This is a genomic window from Dorea chungnamensis (genome assembly GCF_039832125.1).
In the GTDB taxonomy this organism is placed as follows: Bacteria; Bacillota; Clostridia; order Lachnospirales; family Lachnospiraceae; genus JAFBIX01.
In genome coordinates this window covers 24,441-44,841 of the sequence record NZ_JBDOHT010000005.1, presented here as the reverse complement: position 1 = coordinate 44,841, position 20,401 = coordinate 24,441, and the positions used below count along the sequence as shown (strand labels likewise).

Genomic DNA, 20,401 nt, shown 5'->3' with positions numbered 1-20,401 from the left:
AACTAACTTATTAGTGTTACTATAAACCCATGAATATTAAGGAAGGTTTACATATTATGACAAAAAAAATAGCTGTTATTAATGACTTATCAGGATTTGGCCGTTGCTCTTTGACGGCTGCAATATCTGTTCTATCTGCTATGGGCGTGCAGGCCTGCCCGCTTCCCACGGCAATATTGACCGCACAGACAGAATATCCCAGTTATTACTGCGATGATTATACAGATAAGATGGAATATTTTCGTTCAGAATGGGAAAAGATGGGGCAACATTTTGATGGAATCTACACTGGATATGTTGCCAGTGTAGCGCAGATCAACCAGATTTTTCGCTTTATTGATACCTTTGATACCCCTGATACCTTTCTTCTAGTGGATCCAGTCATGGGGGATGACGGACAGACCTATTCCATGTATACCCCTTCTTTATTAAAACAAATGCAGCTACTGGTACAAAGAGCCGATATCATCACTCCGAATCTCACAGAATTATGTCTGTTGACCGACGCCAATTATCAAAACATAACCCATATGAAAGATTCTGATGAACTGTTTTCCACGATTCAAGAGCTTGGGCAGCAGCTCTGTAAAACCGGACCACAGAACATTATCGTTACCGGAATACATTTCCAGAAAGATGATAATACAAAAGCAATAGGGAACCTCTATATCACCGCAAAAGATTCCTTTCTTGTTTCTTTTCCCTACATTGGTGGAAGCTACTCTGGGACTGGCGACCTCTTTGCTTCTTGCATTGCCGGCGGAGTTGCAAGAGGCGATTCCATTGCTGACGCAATTCAGCTGGCCGGAGAATTTCTAGAACTTGCACTTGCCGATTCCGTAAAAGAGCAGGTTCCATGCAACGATGGGGTAAATTATGAACAATTTCTTTGTCATTTGGGTACAGGGTAAAATTCATTTGGGTACACCACATTTTTTAATTGGGGACGTAGTACTTTTGCAAAGTACTACGTCCCCAATTTATGTTTTTCTTAAGAAACTTTATAAACTTTTCCAGTTCTTGACATATTCCCGTCACATTTCACTTATATAATAAAGATATCAATTAAAGAAGACGGTGGTTGTGCTTTTATTATCATAGGGTATGGTTACCGGACTTCGCCTAACAATTAGTAAAATTTATATAGATTTTTTTCATCCCCCTCCAATGGCCAGTGCACATGTGCTGGCCTCTTTCCTTTTTCTAAACGTTTTTCAGATTAGGTATTCCATCTTTCTGTCATTTTATGCTATAATAGAAAAAGCGCACCGATATATGCGTACTTTCTATTCATAGAAAGAATTATTATGCAGCAGTGGTCGAGTTGGCTGATGGCATCTGCCTCGAAAGCAGAAGAGCCGCAAGGCTCCGGGGGTTCAAATCCCTCCTGCTGCGTTTTCACTATTGTTTATATGGAATATTTGGACTTCATATCTCAGGATTCTGTAAGATATGAAGTCCATTTTTTGTCCATATATTCCTTCTTTTTTCTTTATACAATCTTAATGCCAGACTTCATGCCCTAATGCATATTTTATGGAACTGGTGCGAAAATATACTGAAAGAAAGTGTCGGTAAAACTGACGCGCACACCATTGTTTTATTTTATTTTGGTGTATTTAAGGAGCTGGCATAGATACATGAGCAAGTTAAAAAAGCAACTTACTTCCGCACAGATTATTATTCTTGGCTTTGCTGCCGTTATTTTGATAGGAACTTTATTGTTAATGCTGCCTTTTTCCACACAGGATGGGCATAGTCCACTTTTTTCAGATGCTTTATTCACCGCAACTTCTGCTGCCTGTGTGACTGGGCTGGTCGTTCATGATACAGCTACTTACTGGTCCACTTTCGGACAGGCGGTTATCATTCTTTTGATACAGATTGGCGGTATGGGTGTCGTAACATTTGCCGTAGCTATTGAAATATTTTCCGGTAAGAAGATTAGTCTGAAGCAGAGAAGTACCATGCAGGAAGCAATCTCCGCACCCAAAGTTGGCGGAATTGTTCGGCTGACTGGTTTTATTTTGAAAACGACATTTTTAATCGAACTGATTGCTTCTATTATCATGGCACCTACATTCTGTAAAGAATTTGGGCCTTTGAAAGGAATCTGGTACAGCGTTTTTCATTCTATCTCTGCATTTTGTAATGCAGGATTTGATTTGATGGGATGTGAAACTCCTTATTCATCCCTGACTCATTTTTCCAATACACCTGTGATCAATCTGACTATTATGGCTTTGATCATCATTGGTGGTATTGGTTTTCTGACATGGGACGATATCACAATCAACAAACTGAATATTAAAAGATACCGGATGCAGAGTAAGATTATCATAATGATGACTTCATTTTTAATTCTGCTTCCCACTCTATATTTTTTCTTTTTTGAATTCTCGGATACGCCTGTGGGAGAACGCATCTGGATCTCTCTATTCCAGGCAGTTACTCCAAGGACAGCCGGATTTAATACAACTGATCTGACGATGATCAGCGAAGCAGGGCTTGCACTCATGATTTTTCTAATGTTAATCGGTGGTTCTCCTGGATCCACAGCCGGTGGAATGAAGACCACAACACTTGCCGTCATGCTGTCTACATCCATCTCTGTCTTCCGTCACAATGAAGATACACAATTTTTTGGACGAAGGATCACTCCAGATGGCGTACGTAATACGATAACGATTGCGACCATGTATTGTACTTTATTTTTCAGTGGAGGGCTTATTATCAGTCGTGTAGAAGATCTTCCTCTACTGACCTGTTTATTTGAAACAGCATCGGCTGTAGGTACCGTCGGACTGACGCTTGGTATCACTCCACAGCTTGGTTTATTATCACATAGTATCTTGATTCTCTTGATGTATTTGGGCAGAGTCGGTGGACTGACATTAATTTTTGCGGCTTTATCTAACCGCCGTGTGTCTCCGGTAAAATTACCTCAGGAAAAATTGACTGTCGGATAAGGAGGAACTTATGAAATCTATATTATTGATCGGTCTTGGCAGATTTGGACGGCATATTGCATTTAAACTGAATGATTTTAACCACGAAGTAATGGCAATTGATGATAATGAAGAGCGAATCAACGCTATCCTTCCCTACGTTACGAATGCTTTGATCGGTGACAGTACGAATGAAGAATTTCTTTCTACATTGGGGATTCGTAATTTTGATGTATGTATCGTGGCCATCGGGGATAATTTTCAGAATTCACTGGAAACAACTTCTCTATTAAAAGAATTAGGAGCAAAAAAGGTCATTGCCAGGGCCTCTACCGGTGTACACGAAAAGTTTTTACTGCGAAATGGGGCAGATAAAGTTGTATATCCCGAGAAACAATTAGCTGCATGGACGGCAATCCGTTGTACCTCGGATTATATTCTTGATTATATTGATCTAGATGGTGACTACTCCATCTTCGAGCTGGCAATTCCAAAAGAATGGTGCAACAAGACGGTATTACAAATAGATATCCGTAAAAAATACGGGCTGAATATTCTTGGAATCAGAGTAAACGGAAAAATGGATATGAACATCACACCGGATACATTTCTGACGGAAGAAAACTCGATTCTTGTGCTTGGACATTTAAAGACGATTCAGAAATATTTTCATATCTGATTCTTCGCTGCCCTTTTGAGGAGGTGGTAATCCTATGAAAGAACTGTTTCTTATCATCCTGATAATCGCTCTTTTTTCATTCGGATACTTTATTATGAAACAAATCGATGAATTTCTTACAGAAAATCAATCACAGATTACGGACAAGCATGATTCAGAAACTCTAGGTAGATAATTGCATCTGCCTGTGCTACAATGGATACTACATATCGGAGGACATGAATCATGAATCAGACTATGGATAAAGATATAACAATTAACACCTCATATTCTGCCAGAACAAACAAGAAAAAACAGCTTATCAGCATTCTGGAAAATGCTGCCAAAAGTGTTGTTATTTTGTTGGGTGCTACTCTTTTGTGCCTTTTATTCCATCGTCTGGGATTCACAGATTCGAACATCATTATGGTATATATTCTGGGAGTTCTTCTGACTTCTATTGCTACTTTCCACTGGGTATACAGTCTAGTCTCATCGATTGCCAGTGTATTTATCTTCAACTATCTGTTTACCGTTCCCCGCTTTTCTTTCGCGGCTTATGATACCGGCTATCCGGTTACGTTTGTGGTCATGTTTCTGACAGCATTTCTCACCGGAATTCTGGCTATCCGATATAAGGAACAGGCAGAACAGTCTTCGAAAAGTGCGCAGCGTACAAGAATCCTTCTGGATACAGATCAGCTCCTGGCAAAAGCCAATGATAAAGTGCAGATTCTGACGGTTACAGCAACACAGATTATCAAGCTTACCAACCGTAATATCATTATTTTTGAGGCTTCAGGCGGAAAATTGTCCACGCTTCATACATTTCCGGCAAATGGGAAGGACTTTCCATCTTATAATAAAGAGATCGAGACAAGCGCAGCAGAATGGGTATTAAAGCACAATCATTCTGCAGGGGCGACTACAAAGCTTTTTTCTGATTCCAGATTCTTCTATCTTGCGCTTCGTGTCAATGACCGTATCTATGGAGTTATTGGGATTGACATAGGAAATAATCTGCAAGATACTTCTGAACACAGTATCCTTCTTTCTATCTTAAGTGAATGTGCACTGGCATTGGAAAACGAAAAAAATATCCGTGAAAAAGAAGCTGCTGCGATCCTGGCAAAAAGTGAGCAGCTTCGGGCAAATCTGCTTCGTACGATTTCTCACGATCTTAGGACCCCTCTGACTTCCATCTCCGGAAATGCCAGTAATCTGATAAGCAACGGAAGTCATTTTGATGAAGAAACGAAGCAAAAGCTTTACGAGGATATTTATACAGATTCTATGTGGCTGATCAATCTGGTCGAAAATCTTTTATCTGCCACAAGAATAGAGGAGGGACGCATGACCCTTCGTGTCACTACGGAACTTTTGAGTGATATCATAGAAGAAGTTGTACAGTACAGTAGCCGTAAACTTCAGCAGCACCATCTGACCGTCGATTGTAAGGATGATCTGATCCTGGTAAAGGCTGACACTAAACTGATCGTACAGGTCATTGCAAACCTTGTAGATAATGCTATAAAATATACTCCGCAGAATTCTTCTATCACAATCTCCGCTCGCACGACCGGCAGCATGGCTGAAATCTCTGTTGCCGATAATGGGCCCGGAATCTCTGAGGAAGACAAAGATAAGATCTTTGATAAATTCTACTGCGGATCGAATAAAATTGCTGACAGCCGGCGCAGTGTGGGGCTGGGCCTGTTTCTGTGCAAAGCCATTGTGGAAGCCCATGGCGGAACCATTCATGTGGAAGATAATCTGCCGCATGGTGCAATCTTCCGCTTTACCCTTCCAAGAGAGGAGATTGTATTACATGAATAAAATTCAGATACTTGTAGTGGAAGATGATGCTCCTGTACGCAATCTGATCACTACCACATTAAAAGCACATGATTATCGTTTTATCACCGCAGAGAACGGAGAAGATGCTGTGATGGAGGCTGCTTCCCACAATCCGGATATCATCCTTCTGGATCTGGGACTGCCGGACATTGACGGTGTCGAGGTCATCACCCGTATCCGTAGCTGGTCTAACACTCCAATTATTGTTGTCAGTGCGAGAAGTGAAGATACTGACAAAATCGATGCTTTGGATGCCGGTGCCGATGATTATCTGACCAAACCATTTTCCGTCGATGAACTGTTGGCCAGACTGCGTGTGACTCAGAGACGCCTTGCCCTCATGCAAAACAATAATTCACAGCAGGCCATCTTCGTAAATGGACAGCTTCGAATCGACTATGCGGCAAACTGTGCATATCTTGGCGATGAAGAACTTCATCTGACACCCATTGAATACAAACTTCTCTGTCTTTTGGCACAAAACACTGGTAAAGTCCTGACCCACAAGTTCATTACCCAAAGCGTATGGGGAAGCTGTTGGGAAAATGACGTGGCATCCTTACGTGTATTCATGGCAACCCTTAGAAAAAAACTGGAGAGTGCCCCCGGCTCTCCCCAGTATATTCAGACGCATATTGGTATTGGTTATCGGATGCTCAAAGTAGAATCCGACAAATCATAGATTCTTGCCTTGTCTGTCATCAGCTCTTCATCGAGCTGATACAGGCAGTCCAGCAGTCTTACCTGAAACGTTCCAGTTCCAGGGCATTCCTTTGCCGCAAGTTCTCCGACAATTCCCATAGACGCAGCTGCCAGCACAGCTGCATGAATTCCTTCTTCCCTGTCAGATGCCAGGAAAGCCGTACACAAAGCTCCCAACATACAGCCCGTTCCTGTAATCTCGGATAACATCGGATCACCATTTGCAATCAGATATGCACGATGTCCACCCACGATCAGATCTTCTTTTCCACTTGCCAGAATAACCGTACCTGTTTTTATAGAAAACTCATGCAAGGTCTGAAGGACTTGTTCTCTGTTAGCCTCTGTCAGTGCATCCTCTTTTCCGGCATCAATCCCAATGCTGTGCGACGGTCTTCCGGCCATCGCCAGAATCTCCGACATATTTCCCTTCAAGATAGCCGGATAACCTATTGTGAACAATTCTTTTACATATGCCATTCGAAGATCACTGCAGGCTACACCCACCAGATCTAATAACACTGGTATAGATCGCTCTTTCGCTGTTTTTAACGCTATCTTCATTGACTCCATTCTGGCATCCGTTATATTTCCCAGATTCAGCATCAATGCATCAGCACTCGCCGTAATCTGAGCTACTTCACGAGGATGTTCTGCCATGATCGGCCGTCCTCCTGCTGCCAGTATCACATTTGCGCAGTCATGAATAGAGATAGGATTCGTGATACAATGAATTAAAGGCCTGCACCTCTTAGTTTGGTTCTGCAGCCATTTTATGCTTTCTGTCATATACCGGACCTCCTAAACTCTGCTGGAATTTGACAAGCAGTCCGGCACGGCTCAATGCTTTTAAGAAAAAGTATGCTACGGTACCACCCATCAAAGTTGCCCCCAGAAACATCGGTGTATAATAAAAGGCTGTCAATCCATCTCTTCCCATCAGAAAAGCCATTACCGGATAAGAGACGATAGAACCGATAATTCCAGTCCCAAACACCTCTCCTATAACTGCACAGATTATCTTTCCTTTAGATAATCGATAAAACACACCAGATAAAAAGGCACCAAATACTGCTCCTGTAAGTGCAAGTGGCGGAATCCCCATAAACATCATACGGATGATTCCGATTAAAGTTGCACATAACAAAGAATACCACGGTCCCATCAATACAGAACATACAATATTGATCAGATGTGCTGTCGGACACATTCCTTCTACTCTAAGAATTGGTGAAATAACGACTCCAATCGCTACCATCATTGCTAACATTACCATACGAAACACATCTACTCTTGTCTTTGTCATGAACTCATTCCCTTTCTACTGATTCAATAATCATTTGCATCCTAGCACGTTTTCCCCGCTATGTCAAACAGAACGCCATATCTGCCATTTCTATTATACTTATAAGGTATCACAAGACGTCTATTATATGTATTTCCATTTTTTTCAAAAGAATGTTAAATTATAATCAGAAAGAGGAACAAGATATCAACAAGAAAAAGAAAAGGAGATGTTAATTATGTTGAAGAAATTAGAAGCGTTCTTGGCAGAATATTATGAGAGCTTTCACTTGGGGTAATCGCATTGATCAGAATCGAAATTTTTGATGTGAACAGATAAGGAGAAAAAAATTGAATAAGCCAACGTCGTGCAACAGTCCAGACATTGCATAACATACAATCAAGTGTATGGTATCTATGCAATGTCTGGACTGTTGAATTCTGTAAATTCTCCAGATGAATCTATTCCTGATTATCCTTCTGTTCTATCCACACATCCATGCTTCCCGAGCGAAATCCTTCCATATCTAATGTAATATATGTATATCCCAGTTTTTTCAGATATTCTGTAATGGCATCTCCCTGTTCTATCACACGTTTCATATTCTCTTTATCTACTTCGATTCGGGCGATCTCTCCATGTACCCGAAGTCTTACATTATAAAATCCCTGTGATCTTAGATACGCTTCTCCTTGCTCCACCTTACGCATCGCTTCATATGACAGTCTCGTTCCATAAGGAAATCTGGTAGCAAGACATGGGCTGGACGGCTTCTTCGCAACAGAGATTCCATACTCTTTTGCCATTCTGCGCACCTCTTCTTTGGTAAGTCCTGCATCTGCCAGCGGACTTATCATCCCCAGTTCATGGATTGCCCGGATCCCCGGCCGATATACATGCAGATCATCTTCATTTGTCCCTTCAAGGATCTTGCGAACGCCAAGTCTTTCTGCTTCTTTTTTCAGTTCCTGAAAGAGATATTTCTTACAACGATAACAACGGTCTACCGGATTATCCTGGATATCTGCTCCGTTCAATTCATCCATTTCCAATACATGAAAGACAGCCCCCACCTCTTCGGCCACCGTCCTGGCACCGTCAATCTCGCCGGACGGATGCATCATTGCGTGAAACAGAATCCCATAAACCTTTCGCCCGGTCTTCCTGGCAGCTTCACAGGCGATTTTTAAGATCAGGCTGCTGTCCACACCTCCGGAAAAGGCTACGACCAGATCTTCTTTGGCATATTCCTCCAACTGATGCTTTAGCTTCTCTTTTTTCTCTTCATAGCATAAAACGGATGGACTCATGACAACACCTCATCTTCTGCCTCATGGCGGACTCTGCTCCAAACTTCCTGATAAGAGAGTCCCTTTTCCCTGCAGATTGCAGTGACACTTTCATATTCTGGATACACCCGGACATATCCTTCTAATCTGCAGACCTTGACCTTTGCCTCTCCAAGAGAAGTCCGTACTGTGCAGATTTCTCTTTGCATGACCGTCCGCTCCATCTTCACCCTGCGAATCCCAATCGTCGTTGTCTCATGGAAGATGATCTCTTCCATCTTTGGTACATCTTCTTCACTGCAGATTACATTCATCTGATATGCCGGACGGTTCTTCTTCATAAATACCGGAATATAATGCACGTCTCTGGCTCCGGCTTTGAACAGACGCTCCATTACATGCCCCAGCGCCTCTGGCGTACAGTCATCCAGATTCGTCTCTAATTTGTAGATATAATCTGCTTCTTCGGATTCCGGCTCAATCAACATTCCCCGCAGAATACTGGTCCTTCCGTAATCACGTTTGCCGGCTCCCATTCCGATTCTTCGAATCTTATATTTTCCCGGAAGATGATCCGAAGTCCGTACTGCCGCCACAATCGCTGCTCCGGTCGGAGTCACCAGTTCTGCTTCCGTCTCTGTGATATGCAGCGTAAGTCCATGCTGCTGCGCAATATTCAGCACTGCCGGAACCGGCACCGGAATCACGCCATGCTGGCAGCGGATGGTTCCACGCCCTTCATACAACTCAGGTACAATAACTTCTGTAACATCAAGATTGTCCAGGCATACGGCAGCCGCTACAATATCCACAATGGAATCGACTGCTCCCACTTCATGAAAATGCACTTCTTCCAGTGTGGTGCCGTGAGCTTTTGCTTCTGCCTCTGCCAGTACTTCAAAAATATCAACCGCAATCTTTTTGGCATGTTCCGTAATTCCAGAATGCCAGATGATATCCAGAATCTCTGGAAGCCCACGATGCTCATGTGTATGATGATGTTCGTGACCTTCATGGCCGTGATCATGGGTATGTCCTTCATGACTGTGCTCATGTGTTCCATGAACATGTTCATGTTCTTCATGGCTGTGTATATGTTCACCATGCTCATGTGTATGTATCTGCATGTCATCATGACCATAAAGATATCCATTATCATGATCATGGTTTTCATGCTCTTTATCTAAGATAACTCGAAAATCGCAGGCATCCAGGCCCGACTTTTTCACGCGGCTGATCTGTACATCAAATCCTTCCACCGTAAGGCTTCTAAGCTGCTCTTTCAAAATCTCTGGATCCGCACCAAGGTCCAATAAAGCACCGACCGTCATATCGCCGCTGATTCCACTGTAGCATTCTAAATATAGTGTCTTACCCATTACCGTTCCCCCAATCTGTTAATCTGTGATGCAATATATCCTGCTCCATAGCCATTATCAATATTTACGACCGCAATTCCATTGGCACAGGAATTAATCATGGTCAGTAATGCTGACAGCCCCTTTAAATTCGCTCCATACCCGACAGAAGTCGGAACGGCAATGACCGGCTTATCCACCAGACCTCCAATGACACTTGCCAGGGCTCCTTCCATTCCAGCCACCGCAATGATACAATTGGCCTTCTGAATCGTATCCAGATTCGCAAGCAGCCGGTGCAGGCCGCTGACGCCCACATCATATACACGCTCTACATAAGAGCCAAAGTATTCCGCTGTCTGGGCAGCTTCTTCCGCCACTGCAATGTCTGAAGTTCCTGCGGTACATACGGTAATACATCCCTGTTTTTCTTTCCCCGGATTCTCAATTTTGATGATTCCGGACACGGTATCATACTGAACATCCGGATATCTTTCTTTTAATAGCTCATACTGTCTCTGAGACGCTCTGGTCCCGAACACTTCTCCCTCCATTTCATATATTTTCCCAAAGATTTCAAGAAGATGCTCGTCTGCCTTTCCACTGCAGAATACGACCTCTGGGAAACCAGAGCGCAGTTTCCGGTGGGTATCAATCTTGGCATATCCCAGTTCTTCGAACGGCTGCCTTCTAAGATGTCTTTCTGCTTCTTCCACAGACAACTCTCCATTTTTCAATTTCATCAATATCTCATGCGTATCCATTCTTGCCTCCATTGCTGTAACATATTCGGATCATCGCTATCTATCCTTCCAGACTACATTCGATTATATCACAGGAGGTCAATTTTAGGAAGTACCATTCCAGCTTTTGAAAAACTAAAAAAAACAGGATGGGCTGCATAAAACAATCCCATCCTATTTATTTATTCTTTGCAAAGATCTACCAGAGCAGTCAGTCTCTTCAGGTAGATCCGCCCGGAAAATGCAATGTGAGGCAATTCGTAAAATCGGCTCTTTGCCGGACAAATCGGCCGATAGAGTGGGTCTGCAACAATGACTTTTGCATCTTTCAACCGTTCTTCTGCCTCTTCTTCTCCACGAATCACTAGATCTTTAGGTGCCAGTAAACCATCGGTCTCTTCCAATGGACATAATACACGAACTGGCTGCCTTGTCTTACGTTCGATTGCCGCAGCCAGAGATCCCATCGTAACAGGTTCTCCGATCAGTGTAATCTCAGCATCACCTGACAGTCTTCTGTCAAGGTAAGCTACCGACATTTTTCCACTCTCTACGGCCTGTTCCAGTGCCTTTGACAAGTCTTCTGTAAAATCTCCCACCGGGGTCCCGACCACATAAGGTGTCCCAAACTTTTGCTCTAAGACCTTCGCCACGCGAAGACCAACGGAAGAAACCACCAGATTCACAGCCGCTTCTGATGCTCGCGCCAGAGCATCCAGATCATCCCCCATGGCCCAGGTAGACAACACCTCCCACCCAGACTGTTCCAGGCTTTCTATGAATCGTTTTACATGTGAAATTGGCCCAAAATCCAACGGTGTCACCCCCAGAACATTTAGACTCCGTGGACTGGTACATCGCTTTTCAGAATCTGTAAAGCGCTCTGCAATCTCAGCCAAAGCAATTCCTGCGCCATATACATAATCATGCATCCCGTTTGTCGGAACGGAAAAGGAAGGAATGCCTGTTTCTTCTTCCAGAATCTGCGCTAACGCCGGGAAATCCGTTCCATTCATGAAGGGAATCGGAGAACCTGCCAGAGCGAGAAACTTAGGGTGCAGCTCTTCGGCCGCCGTTCTAATATCATGAAGAAATTTCTCATCATTTCCAAGAATGGCGTCAATCTCCGTTAATCCTGAGATATAGATCAGACTGTCCTGATCATACCAGCGGATCTCATCATGTGTATTATAAGTAGAATTGCAACCGGACGGGTCATGCATGACTGTCATACCGCCCAGTTCATATAATGCCGAGCATACGCCTGATACATCGGCTGTATAAACCGGTATAATACGATAGGATTGTCTCATAAGCAGCAATCACACCCCCATCCCTTTTGAATTACCAGTGATTCCGTATCCTTTTCCTCCCGAAAAGCTTCTGTCATCAACTGCGCAAGTTGTCGGATTCCGTCAAATCCATACAGGCCGCCGCCTTGAACCATATTGACAAAATGCCGGCTTTTGGTAAACCATGCGGCTTTCTGACCGATTGCCAGCACTTCTCGCTCTCCGCCTCTTGGCAACACGCGCATCTTCACCTGAATCGTTGCCGCAAGTTTTAACCCAGGTGCATGTTCACGAAGCCATTCAAAGTCTTCTTTTTCCTCTGGGCTGATGCTGTCCAGGTAGACGGTTTCCACCACAAATCCGTGTGAGATCAACAATCTTGCCAGCCCAAGCGGTCTTGGATGGAACAGATAATCAATCGCTATCGGCGTATCGCCAATCTCCCGATGTGCCTGTTCCAATGCTCTTTCACATGCTGCAATCTCATCTTTCGCATCAATTGGTGGTAAATGTAATGCATCTGCAAGTTCATTCATGTGCTGCGTAATCTCATCATACCCAAAACATGCCGGCAGATACAAGTGCTTTCTTCCCAGTCGCTCTGCCTGTACCTCTGCACCGTAACGTCCCGGAGGATAGAAAGATACGAACAACTCAGAAGCACTTAACTCCAGATATTCCTCCCATGTCTTGCAGGCCGGAAGTTCTCTTACTGCATATCCATGCTCTTTAAGAAATCGCGGAATATCCGCCGTCTCATCCAATGCAAAATCACTGCCCAGAAGACTTACACTCTTCGGCTCTGGCGTTCGTTCCGGTAAGGGGTCATACATTGCTTTTCTTAACTTCTGGTCTGGCGTAAGCCCAGTCTTCTGCATGATCGGATCCATATAGCAACGAATAAATACAATCTCCGGGAATCGTTCTTCTAATTCCTGATAGACCCGGTCCAGATCACAGCCCAGAAAATGATGAAGGCATACAGTAAATAAAAGAACTGCCTTCGGATATTCCGGTAGCTTCTTAATTACATCCGTCACACCTTCTATGGTCACATCTTCCAGATTACCATTCAGAAGATTCTCCTCTTCCACAATCACAAAGGAAAACCGGTCTGCCGCATTCATCTCTGCTGCCGTCAGTACCACACCACGCATACAGTTATCAGCACATACATAGATCTGCCTCGATTCCGGAAGCTGCATTCCAGTGTGGACAATATTCCAGTTGCCGTGAACCGGCGAATTGAATTCCAGTTCAGAAGCAAATGGAGCCGGAAATGCAGCATCCTTGATCGTCGTTACCGCACCTTCCGTATCAATAGATTCTCCCACTCGCTTTAACATAATTCCTCCTTCTGACATGCTGCCAGAATCTGACGCGCCAATACACGATACTCTTCTGCCATGTCACTGTCCGGATAACATTCCAATAGAATCTTTCCCTGTTCTTCTGCCATCGGTACCTGCTCACTTCTGGACAGCGTCCCGATTACTTCTGTCTGAAAATCTTCGGCCAGCTCTGCCACTTTTTCCTCTTCTCGTTTAACATTTCTGCGATTTAGAATAATCCCTCCCAGAGAAGCATATCCGCGATTCTTAAAGTTCTCTACGGCCATCGCAATATTGGCCGCAGCGTGAATGGCCATATTTTCTCCAGAGGTTATGATAAATACCTTATCCGCATAGCCTTTTCGCATCGGCATAGAGAATCCGCCGCAGACCACATCTCCCAGAACATCATAGAACACAACATCCGGCTGATAAGTTTCATAAGCGCCTTTTTCTTTTAATTTTTCCAATGCTGTAATGATTCCGCGTCCCGCACAGCCAAGACCGGGAGTCGGGCCGCCTGCTTCCACACAGACTACACCGTTATAACCGATTCTGACCATATCTTCCAGCTGAAAATGATTCTTTTTCTGCTGATATAATTCCAGCACCGTAGGAACCGGCTGCCCCTGGCGAAGCTGAAGCGTGGAATCCGCTTTCGGATCACAGCCGATCTGCATGACTTTCAGTCCCTGCTCTGCCAAAACTGCCGCCACATTTGAAACCGTTGTTGACTTGCCGATGCCGCCTTTTCCATAAACTGCAATTTTGATCATATCATTCCTCCGATTTTCCATCCTTTGTAATCACATTGGAATATGCAGTCTTCGCAGTCACCCCACGGAGCCGCCCTATCTTCCCGGACAATGCACTGATGATATCCTGGGGTGCATCAATTGCGATACTGATAATGTTGATTCCTTTCTCGCGGTAAGGAATTCCCATTCTTCCAATGATATATTTCCCTTCTGCATGAAGCAGATGATTCAACTCTTCTATTACATTTTCATTTTCTACAATGATAGAAATCACTGCAACTCTTGTATCCATATTCGTCCCCTTCTGCACATCTCTAATACCTCTTGCTTCTTTTCAACGGATTCTTCTAACAGATACGTGGCAGAAGCTCTCCGCCCGGCTGCGGAAGAAGTGCCTGTGTTCCAATCTCCGTTGTCATGACAACACGTCCCGGCTGTTCTTCTGTCACTTCCCCGATAATGGCTGCATTCTGTGAATATGGACATTGTTTTAATGCTTCTACAATCTTCGGTGCTGCTTCCTTTGGTGCCATGATGACCAGACGTCCTTCACACGCCAGATACAATGGTTCCAGGCCTAACATTCCACATACACCCTTGACTTCCGGTGCAACCGGAACTTTGGAAGCATCCAGGCGAATCCCCACATTACTCTGTTCGGCAATCTCATAGAGAACCGTTCCTACTCCGCCGCGAGTCGCATCACGGATTACATGAATATCATGGGTTGCGTCCATCACGGACTTGACCGTTCCCCACAAAGGAGCACAGTCACTGGTTACATCCGCTTCAATTCCAAAATCTTCCCTTGCCAGCAGAATGGTACATCCATGTCTTCCCACATCTCCGGTCACAATGATCGCATCTCCCGGTTTCGCCAGATCTCCAGATGTGCAGACGCCTTCTTCAATCTGTCCCACACCGGTTGTGGTAATAAAGATACCATCCACCTGCCCTTTTCCGGCTACCTTCGTATCGCCGGATACGATCCTGACGCCTGCTTCTTTGGCCGTCTTTTCCATCGCAGCGGCAATCTCTTCCAGCTTCTCCATCGGAAATCCTTCTTCAATGACAAAGGCACAGGTCAGATATAATGGTTTTGCCCCCATACATGCCAGATCATTGACTGTTCCACAGATGGACAGCTTACCGATATTTCCTCCCGGGAAAAATGCCGGTGATACGATAAAACCATCCGTTGATACCGCCATCTTTCCTGTAGGCGGCACAAGCACTGCTGCATCATCAGCCGTAAGATCCGGGTTTGCAAAATGTGCCTTGAAGACCTGATCGATCAGCTCAGAAGTCTGCTTTCCTCCAGCTCCATGAGCCATGGTTACTGTTTGATTGTTGATTGATTTATCCATCTTGATTCTTTACTTCCTCTCTACTTTTGTCCGTTCTATTTCATTGAGATTCACCATGCGGCAGCCTGTTGCAAATTTGTTTGCACTTGCTTCCTCTTGTTACAGGTACATAGGTCATCAGATCCCATACATGTAGAATGCGGAGCATGCTCCTTCGTTGGATACCATGCAGGCTCCGATGGGGTGTTGCGGGGTACAGCCTTTGGCAAATACTTTGCAGTCGGATGGCTTGCATTTTCCCTGCAGTACATCTCCGCAGCGACAGGCCGGATTCGGTTTTCCTTCTATCTTAGGCATCTGATATTTCTTTCGTGCATCATAATCCTGCCACTCTTCTTTTAACTGAAGGCCAGAATCCGGGATTACTCCCAGTCCACGCCATTCTGAATCACAGGATTCCATAAGTTCAGCGACCAATGCCTGTGCCTCTCGGCTTCCTTCTCTGGTCACAACCCTTGGATAGCAGTTCATAAAGAATGGTTTTCCTTCCTGATACTTGACCAGAGATACTGCCAATGCAGTCAGAAGCTCTTTCGCCGTAAATCCTGCAACCACACCGCTGACTCCTTCCTGAACCAGCGATTCGCATAACTCGGTTCCCGTAATCGCATTGACATGACCAGGATATAAGAAGACATCCGCACTTCCCTTTAAAGCCGCATAGGCACCCGGCATGGTCTTATTCGCTACGAGCAGTGAGTAATTCTGGATTCCGTCTTTCTTTGCCTGCTTCACAGACAAACATCCAGCCGGCGTAGTCGTCTCAAATCCGACTGACAGGAATACCACCTGTTCTTCCGGGTGTTCCACTGCATATTTCTCTGCATCCGCCGGGGAATAGACGATATGAATCTTCGCTCCTTTGGCTCTTGCTCCTGCCAGACTCATCTCGGTTCCCGGAACCCGGACCAGATCCCCGAATGTACAGATGGTAACGCCTCGCTCTAATGCCAGATAGACGGCCTCATCAATAAATCCAACCGGTGTGACACATACCGGACATCCCGGTCCCGAGATTAGTTCCACCTGTTCCGGCAAAAGCTTACGAATACCCAGCCGGAAATTTTCATGGGTATGGGTTCCACAGACTTCCATAATTCGAAGCGGTGGTCCGTCATAGGTCTCAATTATCTCTTTTGCTGTTTTCTTCTTCTCTTCCCCCATTACAGTAATTCCTCCATCAACTGATCGGTCTCGCTCTCATCCTCATCGGTAATTCTTGCAATTGCAACTCCGGCATGAACCATAACATATTCACCGGGCTCCAGGTCTTCGATCAACTGAGCAGATACTTCTCTCTTAGCACCGTCAGCGTCTACAATTGCAACTCCGTCACCGATCTTTACTACCTTTGCAGATAATCCAACACACATATTCCTTCTCCTCCATCTTCTATCTGTTATCTATGATAAATCGTCTTGATTTCCATTGATCTTATGCATCGCATAAGCAGCCTGCCCCAAGGCAATTCCCCCGTCATTGGGTGGAATCATGCTGTGCTTTAACACTTCAAAGCCTTCTCTCTTCAGATATTCATCTGTCAATCGAAGAAGCAATTGATTCTGGAACACCCCGCCGCTTAATGCTACTTTTCTTCTTCCATTCTCCTCACGGATCTGGATGCAGGCAGCCACGATCTGTCTGGCCAGTTCTGCATGGAACCGATAGGCAAGCCATTCAGTATCCTCTCCACCTAGCCGTGCATGCACAATCTTCTGTACCAGTTCCCCTGTGTTGAGAATCATTCTGTCAGCCTGATTCTCCTTGAATGGAAGAATCTCTTCTTCGTCAATGAATCTCTTCCATGCTTCTTCAGAACCTGCCTGCTTCTCATAAGCTTCCGCTGCAAATTCCAGTGTAGTCGAAGCTTCTCCTTCGAATGTGGAACTGCGACGAATCCCAAGAATTGCACTCACTCCGTCAAAGAGCCGCCCTGCACTGGTGGAAGTAATCGCATTGATCCTCCGCTCCGCCATGGTAAGTAAGACCTTTGCCTCTGCTTCACTGCACAATCCCAGTCTCTGGGCAATCTGCTGTGCTTCTTCTCTTGCACCCGTATAGCCATAGATTAAGGAAACGGCAATCCTCCATCCCTCTTTTGCGGAAATATCTCCGCCAATCTGCAAGAATGGCTCAATGCTCCCCAGTCTGGTAAATCCATCATAATCTGCCGCCAGAATCTCTCCGCCCCACACAGTGCCATCTGTTCCATATCCGGTTCCATCAAAGGATACCCCGATGACAGGCTCTGCGCAGTCATTTTCCGCCATACAGGAGAGAATGTGCGCATAATGATGTTGTACCTTCATTACTGGAAGCCCCAGTTCTTCAGCGATTGCTGTAGAATTATATCTGGGATGAAGATCACAGACTACGACCGATGGTTCCACTTCCAAAAGCGTCTCCAATCGGATAATCGTTTCCTTCAATGCCTTGACTGTTCTTAAGTCTTCCAGATCTCCCACATAAGGCGACGGATAGAAACGACCATCCACTCCGATGCAGAAGGTATTCTTCAGTTCGCCTCCTACCGCCAGGACCTGCCCTTTCCACGGGTTCGACACCATAAACGGAAGTGGTGCATAGCCTCTGGAACGGCGGATCATGTAGGGTTCTCCTTTGTAATAATCCATCACAGAATCATCTGCCCGGATCCGTATCTTACGATCATGAGATAACATACAATCACACAGATAGGCCAGTTCCGCAGATGCCTCTTCATCATCTCTGCAGATAGGCGCTCCCGAGGTATTGCCGCTGGTCATGACCAGACAATCCGGCATCTGGATTCCGTCATCATATTGAAAGATCAGAAGCTGAACCGGTGCATACGGAAGCATAACGCCAATCTTTGGATTGTCCGGTGCCACCGATGGTGCCATCCTGGCACTCTCTTTTCTTTCAAGCAGAAGAATCGGCTTCTGATGCCCAGTAAGTACCTGCTCCTGTATCTTTGTCACTTCGCATTCTCTTCGCACAACTTCCATATCCCGTGCCATCACTGCAAATGGCTTTGCCGGGCGTCGCTTCAGTTCCCGAAGTCTGTGGACTGCTGATTCATTCGTCGCATCACAGCACAGATGGAATCCTCCGATTCCCTTGATTGCCACAATTCCACCTGCCGCAATTGTCTTCCGAGTATATGTAATCGCATCACGGTCACGTTCTGCCCGGCCAATCAGATATACTTCCGGTCCACACTCATTACAGCAGACCGGCTGTGCATCATACCGCCGGGTATCCGGATCATGGTATTCCTTTGCACACTCCGGACACATGGGAAATTCCTTCATACTGGTACGCTCCCGGTCATAAGGAAGTGCATCCAGAATGGTAAGTCTTGGCCCGCAACAGGTACAATTGATAAATGGATGCAGATACCGCCTGTTGCCGGGATTGAACATTTCCTCCTGGCATTCCTCACAGATAGCAATATCCGGAGACACGAAGATCTCACCTTTGGTCTTCTCACTCTCAATAATCTCAAACGACTCGAATGTGACCGGCTGTTCTTCTGGCTCGACATTCATCTTCAGGATTACAGCCCGTCTCGGCGGATGATTCTGAAGATCATCCAGAAATCCCTCTATCTGCACTTCGGTTCCCTGGGCAAATATCTCCACATACGGTCCTTTATTGCAGACACTGCCGCTGATACCATTTTTCATCGCATGGCGGCTCACCGTGGGGCGAAATCCTACCCCCTGCACAATCCCATATACTCTTATCCTTCTGGTCATCGTCTCCTTCATCCGCTCTACCATCCTTACATTAACCTGCCGGAAACCGCAAAATGCGGAACATCCACAAACATTCCCTGGAATCCTGGTGTCATCTTTTTCATACACTCATCGGCAAAGATTACATCCCAGGAACCCGTTTCCACCAGCTCTATATAATCCTCTTCTTCTTTCAGTGAAACATCGCCATTTTTCTTTAATTCTCTCTTCATGGCAAACCAGCTTGCAGATACAACTTCTGCGTTATCTGCGGTTCTGCTTCGAATCTCATCCCGGATCGCATTGGCAATTACCTGCTGATGCACTACTAAAACCTTCTTTCCGGCATAGTCCATCTCCGGCACCAGTTCTCCTGCCACAGGATATCCTACTTCATAAGGAGTTCCGAATTCCTTTTCCAGGTACTTTGCTGCCTCCAGCGCTGCCGGTGAGAGGACCAGATTCTTCTGTGCCGCAGAAGCTTTCTTCACCTCATCCAGACCATCACCCATTCCATAACAGATGGCCGAAGCATCTTCCTGATTTTTAAGAGTTTCTCTAATCTTATCTGCAGCATCCAGGTCACTGAGATCCTGTGGCGTTGCTCCCAGAACCCCAATCCTTCCCTGTTCTATCGGCAGTTTTTCTTTGGCAAATCTCTGGAACAACGCCAGATAAGCCTTTTCCTCTCCTGCGTCATATAGTTCCATTCCATCGGTATCTACCGTCAGAATCGGCAAATCAATCCTCTTCTCACTCATACGTTCCAACGCACGATAATCCGTTCCAATAACTGCCGGAACCGGAGTCCCGATTACAGCGGCAAAGGAAACCTCCAGTTTGGAAGCCGCATCGGTAAGTTTCTCTACCAGCCGGTCATCTCTTCCTAAGATTGCATCCATATCCCGAAGTCCTGCGCTGAACACCGCACTTTTTCTGGAAAACCATCGAGGTTCATCAAATCCGCAGACATTCCCGGTACATCCTCCAGCATCACAGATCACAATGATTCCACCCAGTTCATATAGTACTGACACTGCACCAGACTGATCCGGTGCAAATGGCGTCAGATATTTTCTTAATCCTTTCATAAT

The 20,401-nt window shown here is 45.2% G+C and carries 20 protein-coding genes and 1 tRNA gene; 7 read left to right on the top strand and 14 right to left on the bottom strand.

What is annotated here, in order from left to right; all coding sequences use genetic code 11:
• The first annotated feature begins 56 nt into the window (after nt 1-56).
• From ABE613_RS05810 to ABE613_RS05780, 7 genes are all read left to right on the top strand, one after another.
• Complete coding sequence (locus ABE613_RS05810; protein ID WP_235233012.1) at nt 57-911, top strand: pyridoxamine kinase; 855 nt, start codon at nt 57-59, stop codon at nt 909-911.
• Nucleotides 912-1,309: 398 nt separating this feature from the next.
• Nucleotides 1,310-1,395: transfer RNA gene (locus tag ABE613_RS05805), tRNA-Ser, on the top strand.
• A gap of 245 nt (nt 1,396-1,640) precedes the next feature.
• The gene (locus tag ABE613_RS05800) at nt 1,641-2,969 is read left to right on the top strand and encodes a TrkH family potassium uptake protein (RefSeq protein ID WP_235233013.1); all 1,329 of its coding nucleotides are present in this window, start codon (nt 1,641-1,643) and stop codon (nt 2,967-2,969) included.
• Between the two features lie 10 nt (nt 2,970-2,979).
• Nucleotides 2,980-3,627, top strand: coding sequence for a potassium channel family protein (locus tag ABE613_RS05795; protein ID WP_235233014.1), 648 nt, complete (start codon nt 2,980-2,982; stop codon nt 3,625-3,627).
• Nucleotides 3,628-3,661: 34 nt separating this feature from the next.
• The gene (locus ABE613_RS05790) at nt 3,662-3,802 is read left to right on the top strand and encodes a hypothetical protein (RefSeq protein ID WP_347375914.1); all 141 of its coding nucleotides are present in this window, start codon (nt 3,662-3,664) and stop codon (nt 3,800-3,802) included.
• A 50-nt stretch (nt 3,803-3,852) separates the two neighbouring features.
• A complete protein-coding gene (locus ABE613_RS05785; protein ID WP_347375913.1) occupies nt 3,853-5,442 on the top strand; it encodes a sensor histidine kinase in 1,590 nt (529 codons plus the stop codon).
• The gene (locus tag ABE613_RS05780) at nt 5,435-6,145 is read left to right on the top strand and encodes a response regulator (protein ID WP_235233016.1); all 711 of its coding nucleotides are present in this window, start codon (nt 5,435-5,437) and stop codon (nt 6,143-6,145) included. Before ABE613_RS05785 ends, ABE613_RS05780 begins: the two co-directional genes overlap by 8 nt.
• On the opposite strand, the gene thiM is transcribed toward ABE613_RS05780, so the two are convergent.
• From thiM to ABE613_RS05710, 14 genes are all read right to left on the bottom strand, one after another.
• A complete protein-coding gene (gene thiM, locus ABE613_RS05775) occupies nt 6,109-6,954 on the bottom strand; it encodes a hydroxyethylthiazole kinase (RefSeq protein ID WP_235233017.1) in 846 nt (281 codons plus the stop codon). The genes ABE613_RS05780 and thiM overlap by 37 nt on opposite strands.
• Entirely contained in the window at nt 6,917-7,471 is a 555-nt protein-coding gene (thiW, locus tag ABE613_RS05770; RefSeq protein ID WP_235233018.1) for an energy coupling factor transporter S component ThiW, read from the bottom strand. The genes thiM and thiW overlap by 38 nt, the downstream gene beginning before the upstream one ends.
• A 440-nt stretch (nt 7,472-7,911) precedes the next feature.
• A complete protein-coding gene (larE, locus tag ABE613_RS05765; protein WP_235233019.1) occupies nt 7,912-8,760 on the bottom strand; it encodes an ATP-dependent sacrificial sulfur transferase LarE in 849 nt (282 codons plus the stop codon).
• Complete coding sequence (gene larC / locus ABE613_RS05760; RefSeq protein WP_347375912.1) at nt 8,757-10,118, bottom strand: nickel pincer cofactor biosynthesis protein LarC; 1,362 nt, start codon at nt 10,116-10,118, stop codon at nt 8,757-8,759. Before larC ends, larE begins: the two co-directional genes overlap by 4 nt.
• The gene (larB, locus tag ABE613_RS05755) at nt 10,118-10,861 is read right to left on the bottom strand and encodes a nickel pincer cofactor biosynthesis protein LarB (RefSeq protein ID WP_347375911.1); all 744 of its coding nucleotides are present in this window, start codon (nt 10,859-10,861) and stop codon (nt 10,118-10,120) included. The genes larC and larB overlap by 1 nt, the downstream gene beginning before the upstream one ends.
• A 161-nt stretch (nt 10,862-11,022) precedes the next feature.
• Complete coding sequence (locus ABE613_RS05750) at nt 11,023-12,153, bottom strand: nitrogenase component 1 (protein ID WP_235233022.1); 1,131 nt, start codon at nt 12,151-12,153, stop codon at nt 11,023-11,025.
• A complete protein-coding gene (locus ABE613_RS05745; protein ID WP_235233023.1) occupies nt 12,150-13,478 on the bottom strand; it encodes a nitrogenase component 1 in 1,329 nt (442 codons plus the stop codon). The genes ABE613_RS05750 and ABE613_RS05745 overlap by 4 nt, the downstream gene beginning before the upstream one ends.
• A complete protein-coding gene (locus tag ABE613_RS05740) occupies nt 13,472-14,239 on the bottom strand; it encodes a nucleotide-binding protein (protein ID WP_235233024.1) in 768 nt (255 codons plus the stop codon). The genes ABE613_RS05745 and ABE613_RS05740 overlap by 7 nt, the downstream gene beginning before the upstream one ends.
• 1 nt (nt 14,240) lies before the next feature.
• Nucleotides 14,241-14,513, bottom strand: a complete 273-nt coding sequence (locus tag ABE613_RS05735) for a TM1266 family iron-only hydrogenase system putative regulator (RefSeq protein WP_235233025.1) — start codon at nt 14,511-14,513, stop codon at nt 14,241-14,243.
• Between the two features lie 55 nt (nt 14,514-14,568).
• On the bottom strand, nt 14,569-15,588 hold the full coding sequence (hypE, locus tag ABE613_RS05730; protein WP_347375910.1) for a hydrogenase expression/formation protein HypE: 1,020 nt from the start codon (nt 15,586-15,588) through the stop codon (nt 14,569-14,571).
• Between the two features lie 117 nt (nt 15,589-15,705).
• A complete protein-coding gene (gene hypD / locus ABE613_RS05725) occupies nt 15,706-16,752 on the bottom strand; it encodes a hydrogenase formation protein HypD (RefSeq protein ID WP_235233027.1) in 1,047 nt (348 codons plus the stop codon).
• Nucleotides 16,752-16,961, bottom strand: coding sequence for a HypC/HybG/HupF family hydrogenase formation chaperone (locus tag ABE613_RS05720; protein ID WP_235233028.1), 210 nt, complete (start codon nt 16,959-16,961; stop codon nt 16,752-16,754). The genes hypD and ABE613_RS05720 overlap by 1 nt, the downstream gene beginning before the upstream one ends.
• Nucleotides 16,962-16,991: 30 nt before the next feature.
• Entirely contained in the window at nt 16,992-19,340 is a 2,349-nt protein-coding gene (hypF, locus tag ABE613_RS05715) for a carbamoyltransferase HypF (RefSeq protein ID WP_347375909.1), read from the bottom strand.
• Between the two features lie 14 nt (nt 19,341-19,354).
• Complete coding sequence (locus ABE613_RS05710) at nt 19,355-20,398, bottom strand: nitrogenase component 1 (protein ID WP_347375908.1); 1,044 nt, start codon at nt 20,396-20,398, stop codon at nt 19,355-19,357.
• Nucleotides 20,399-20,401 lie beyond the last annotated feature (3 nt).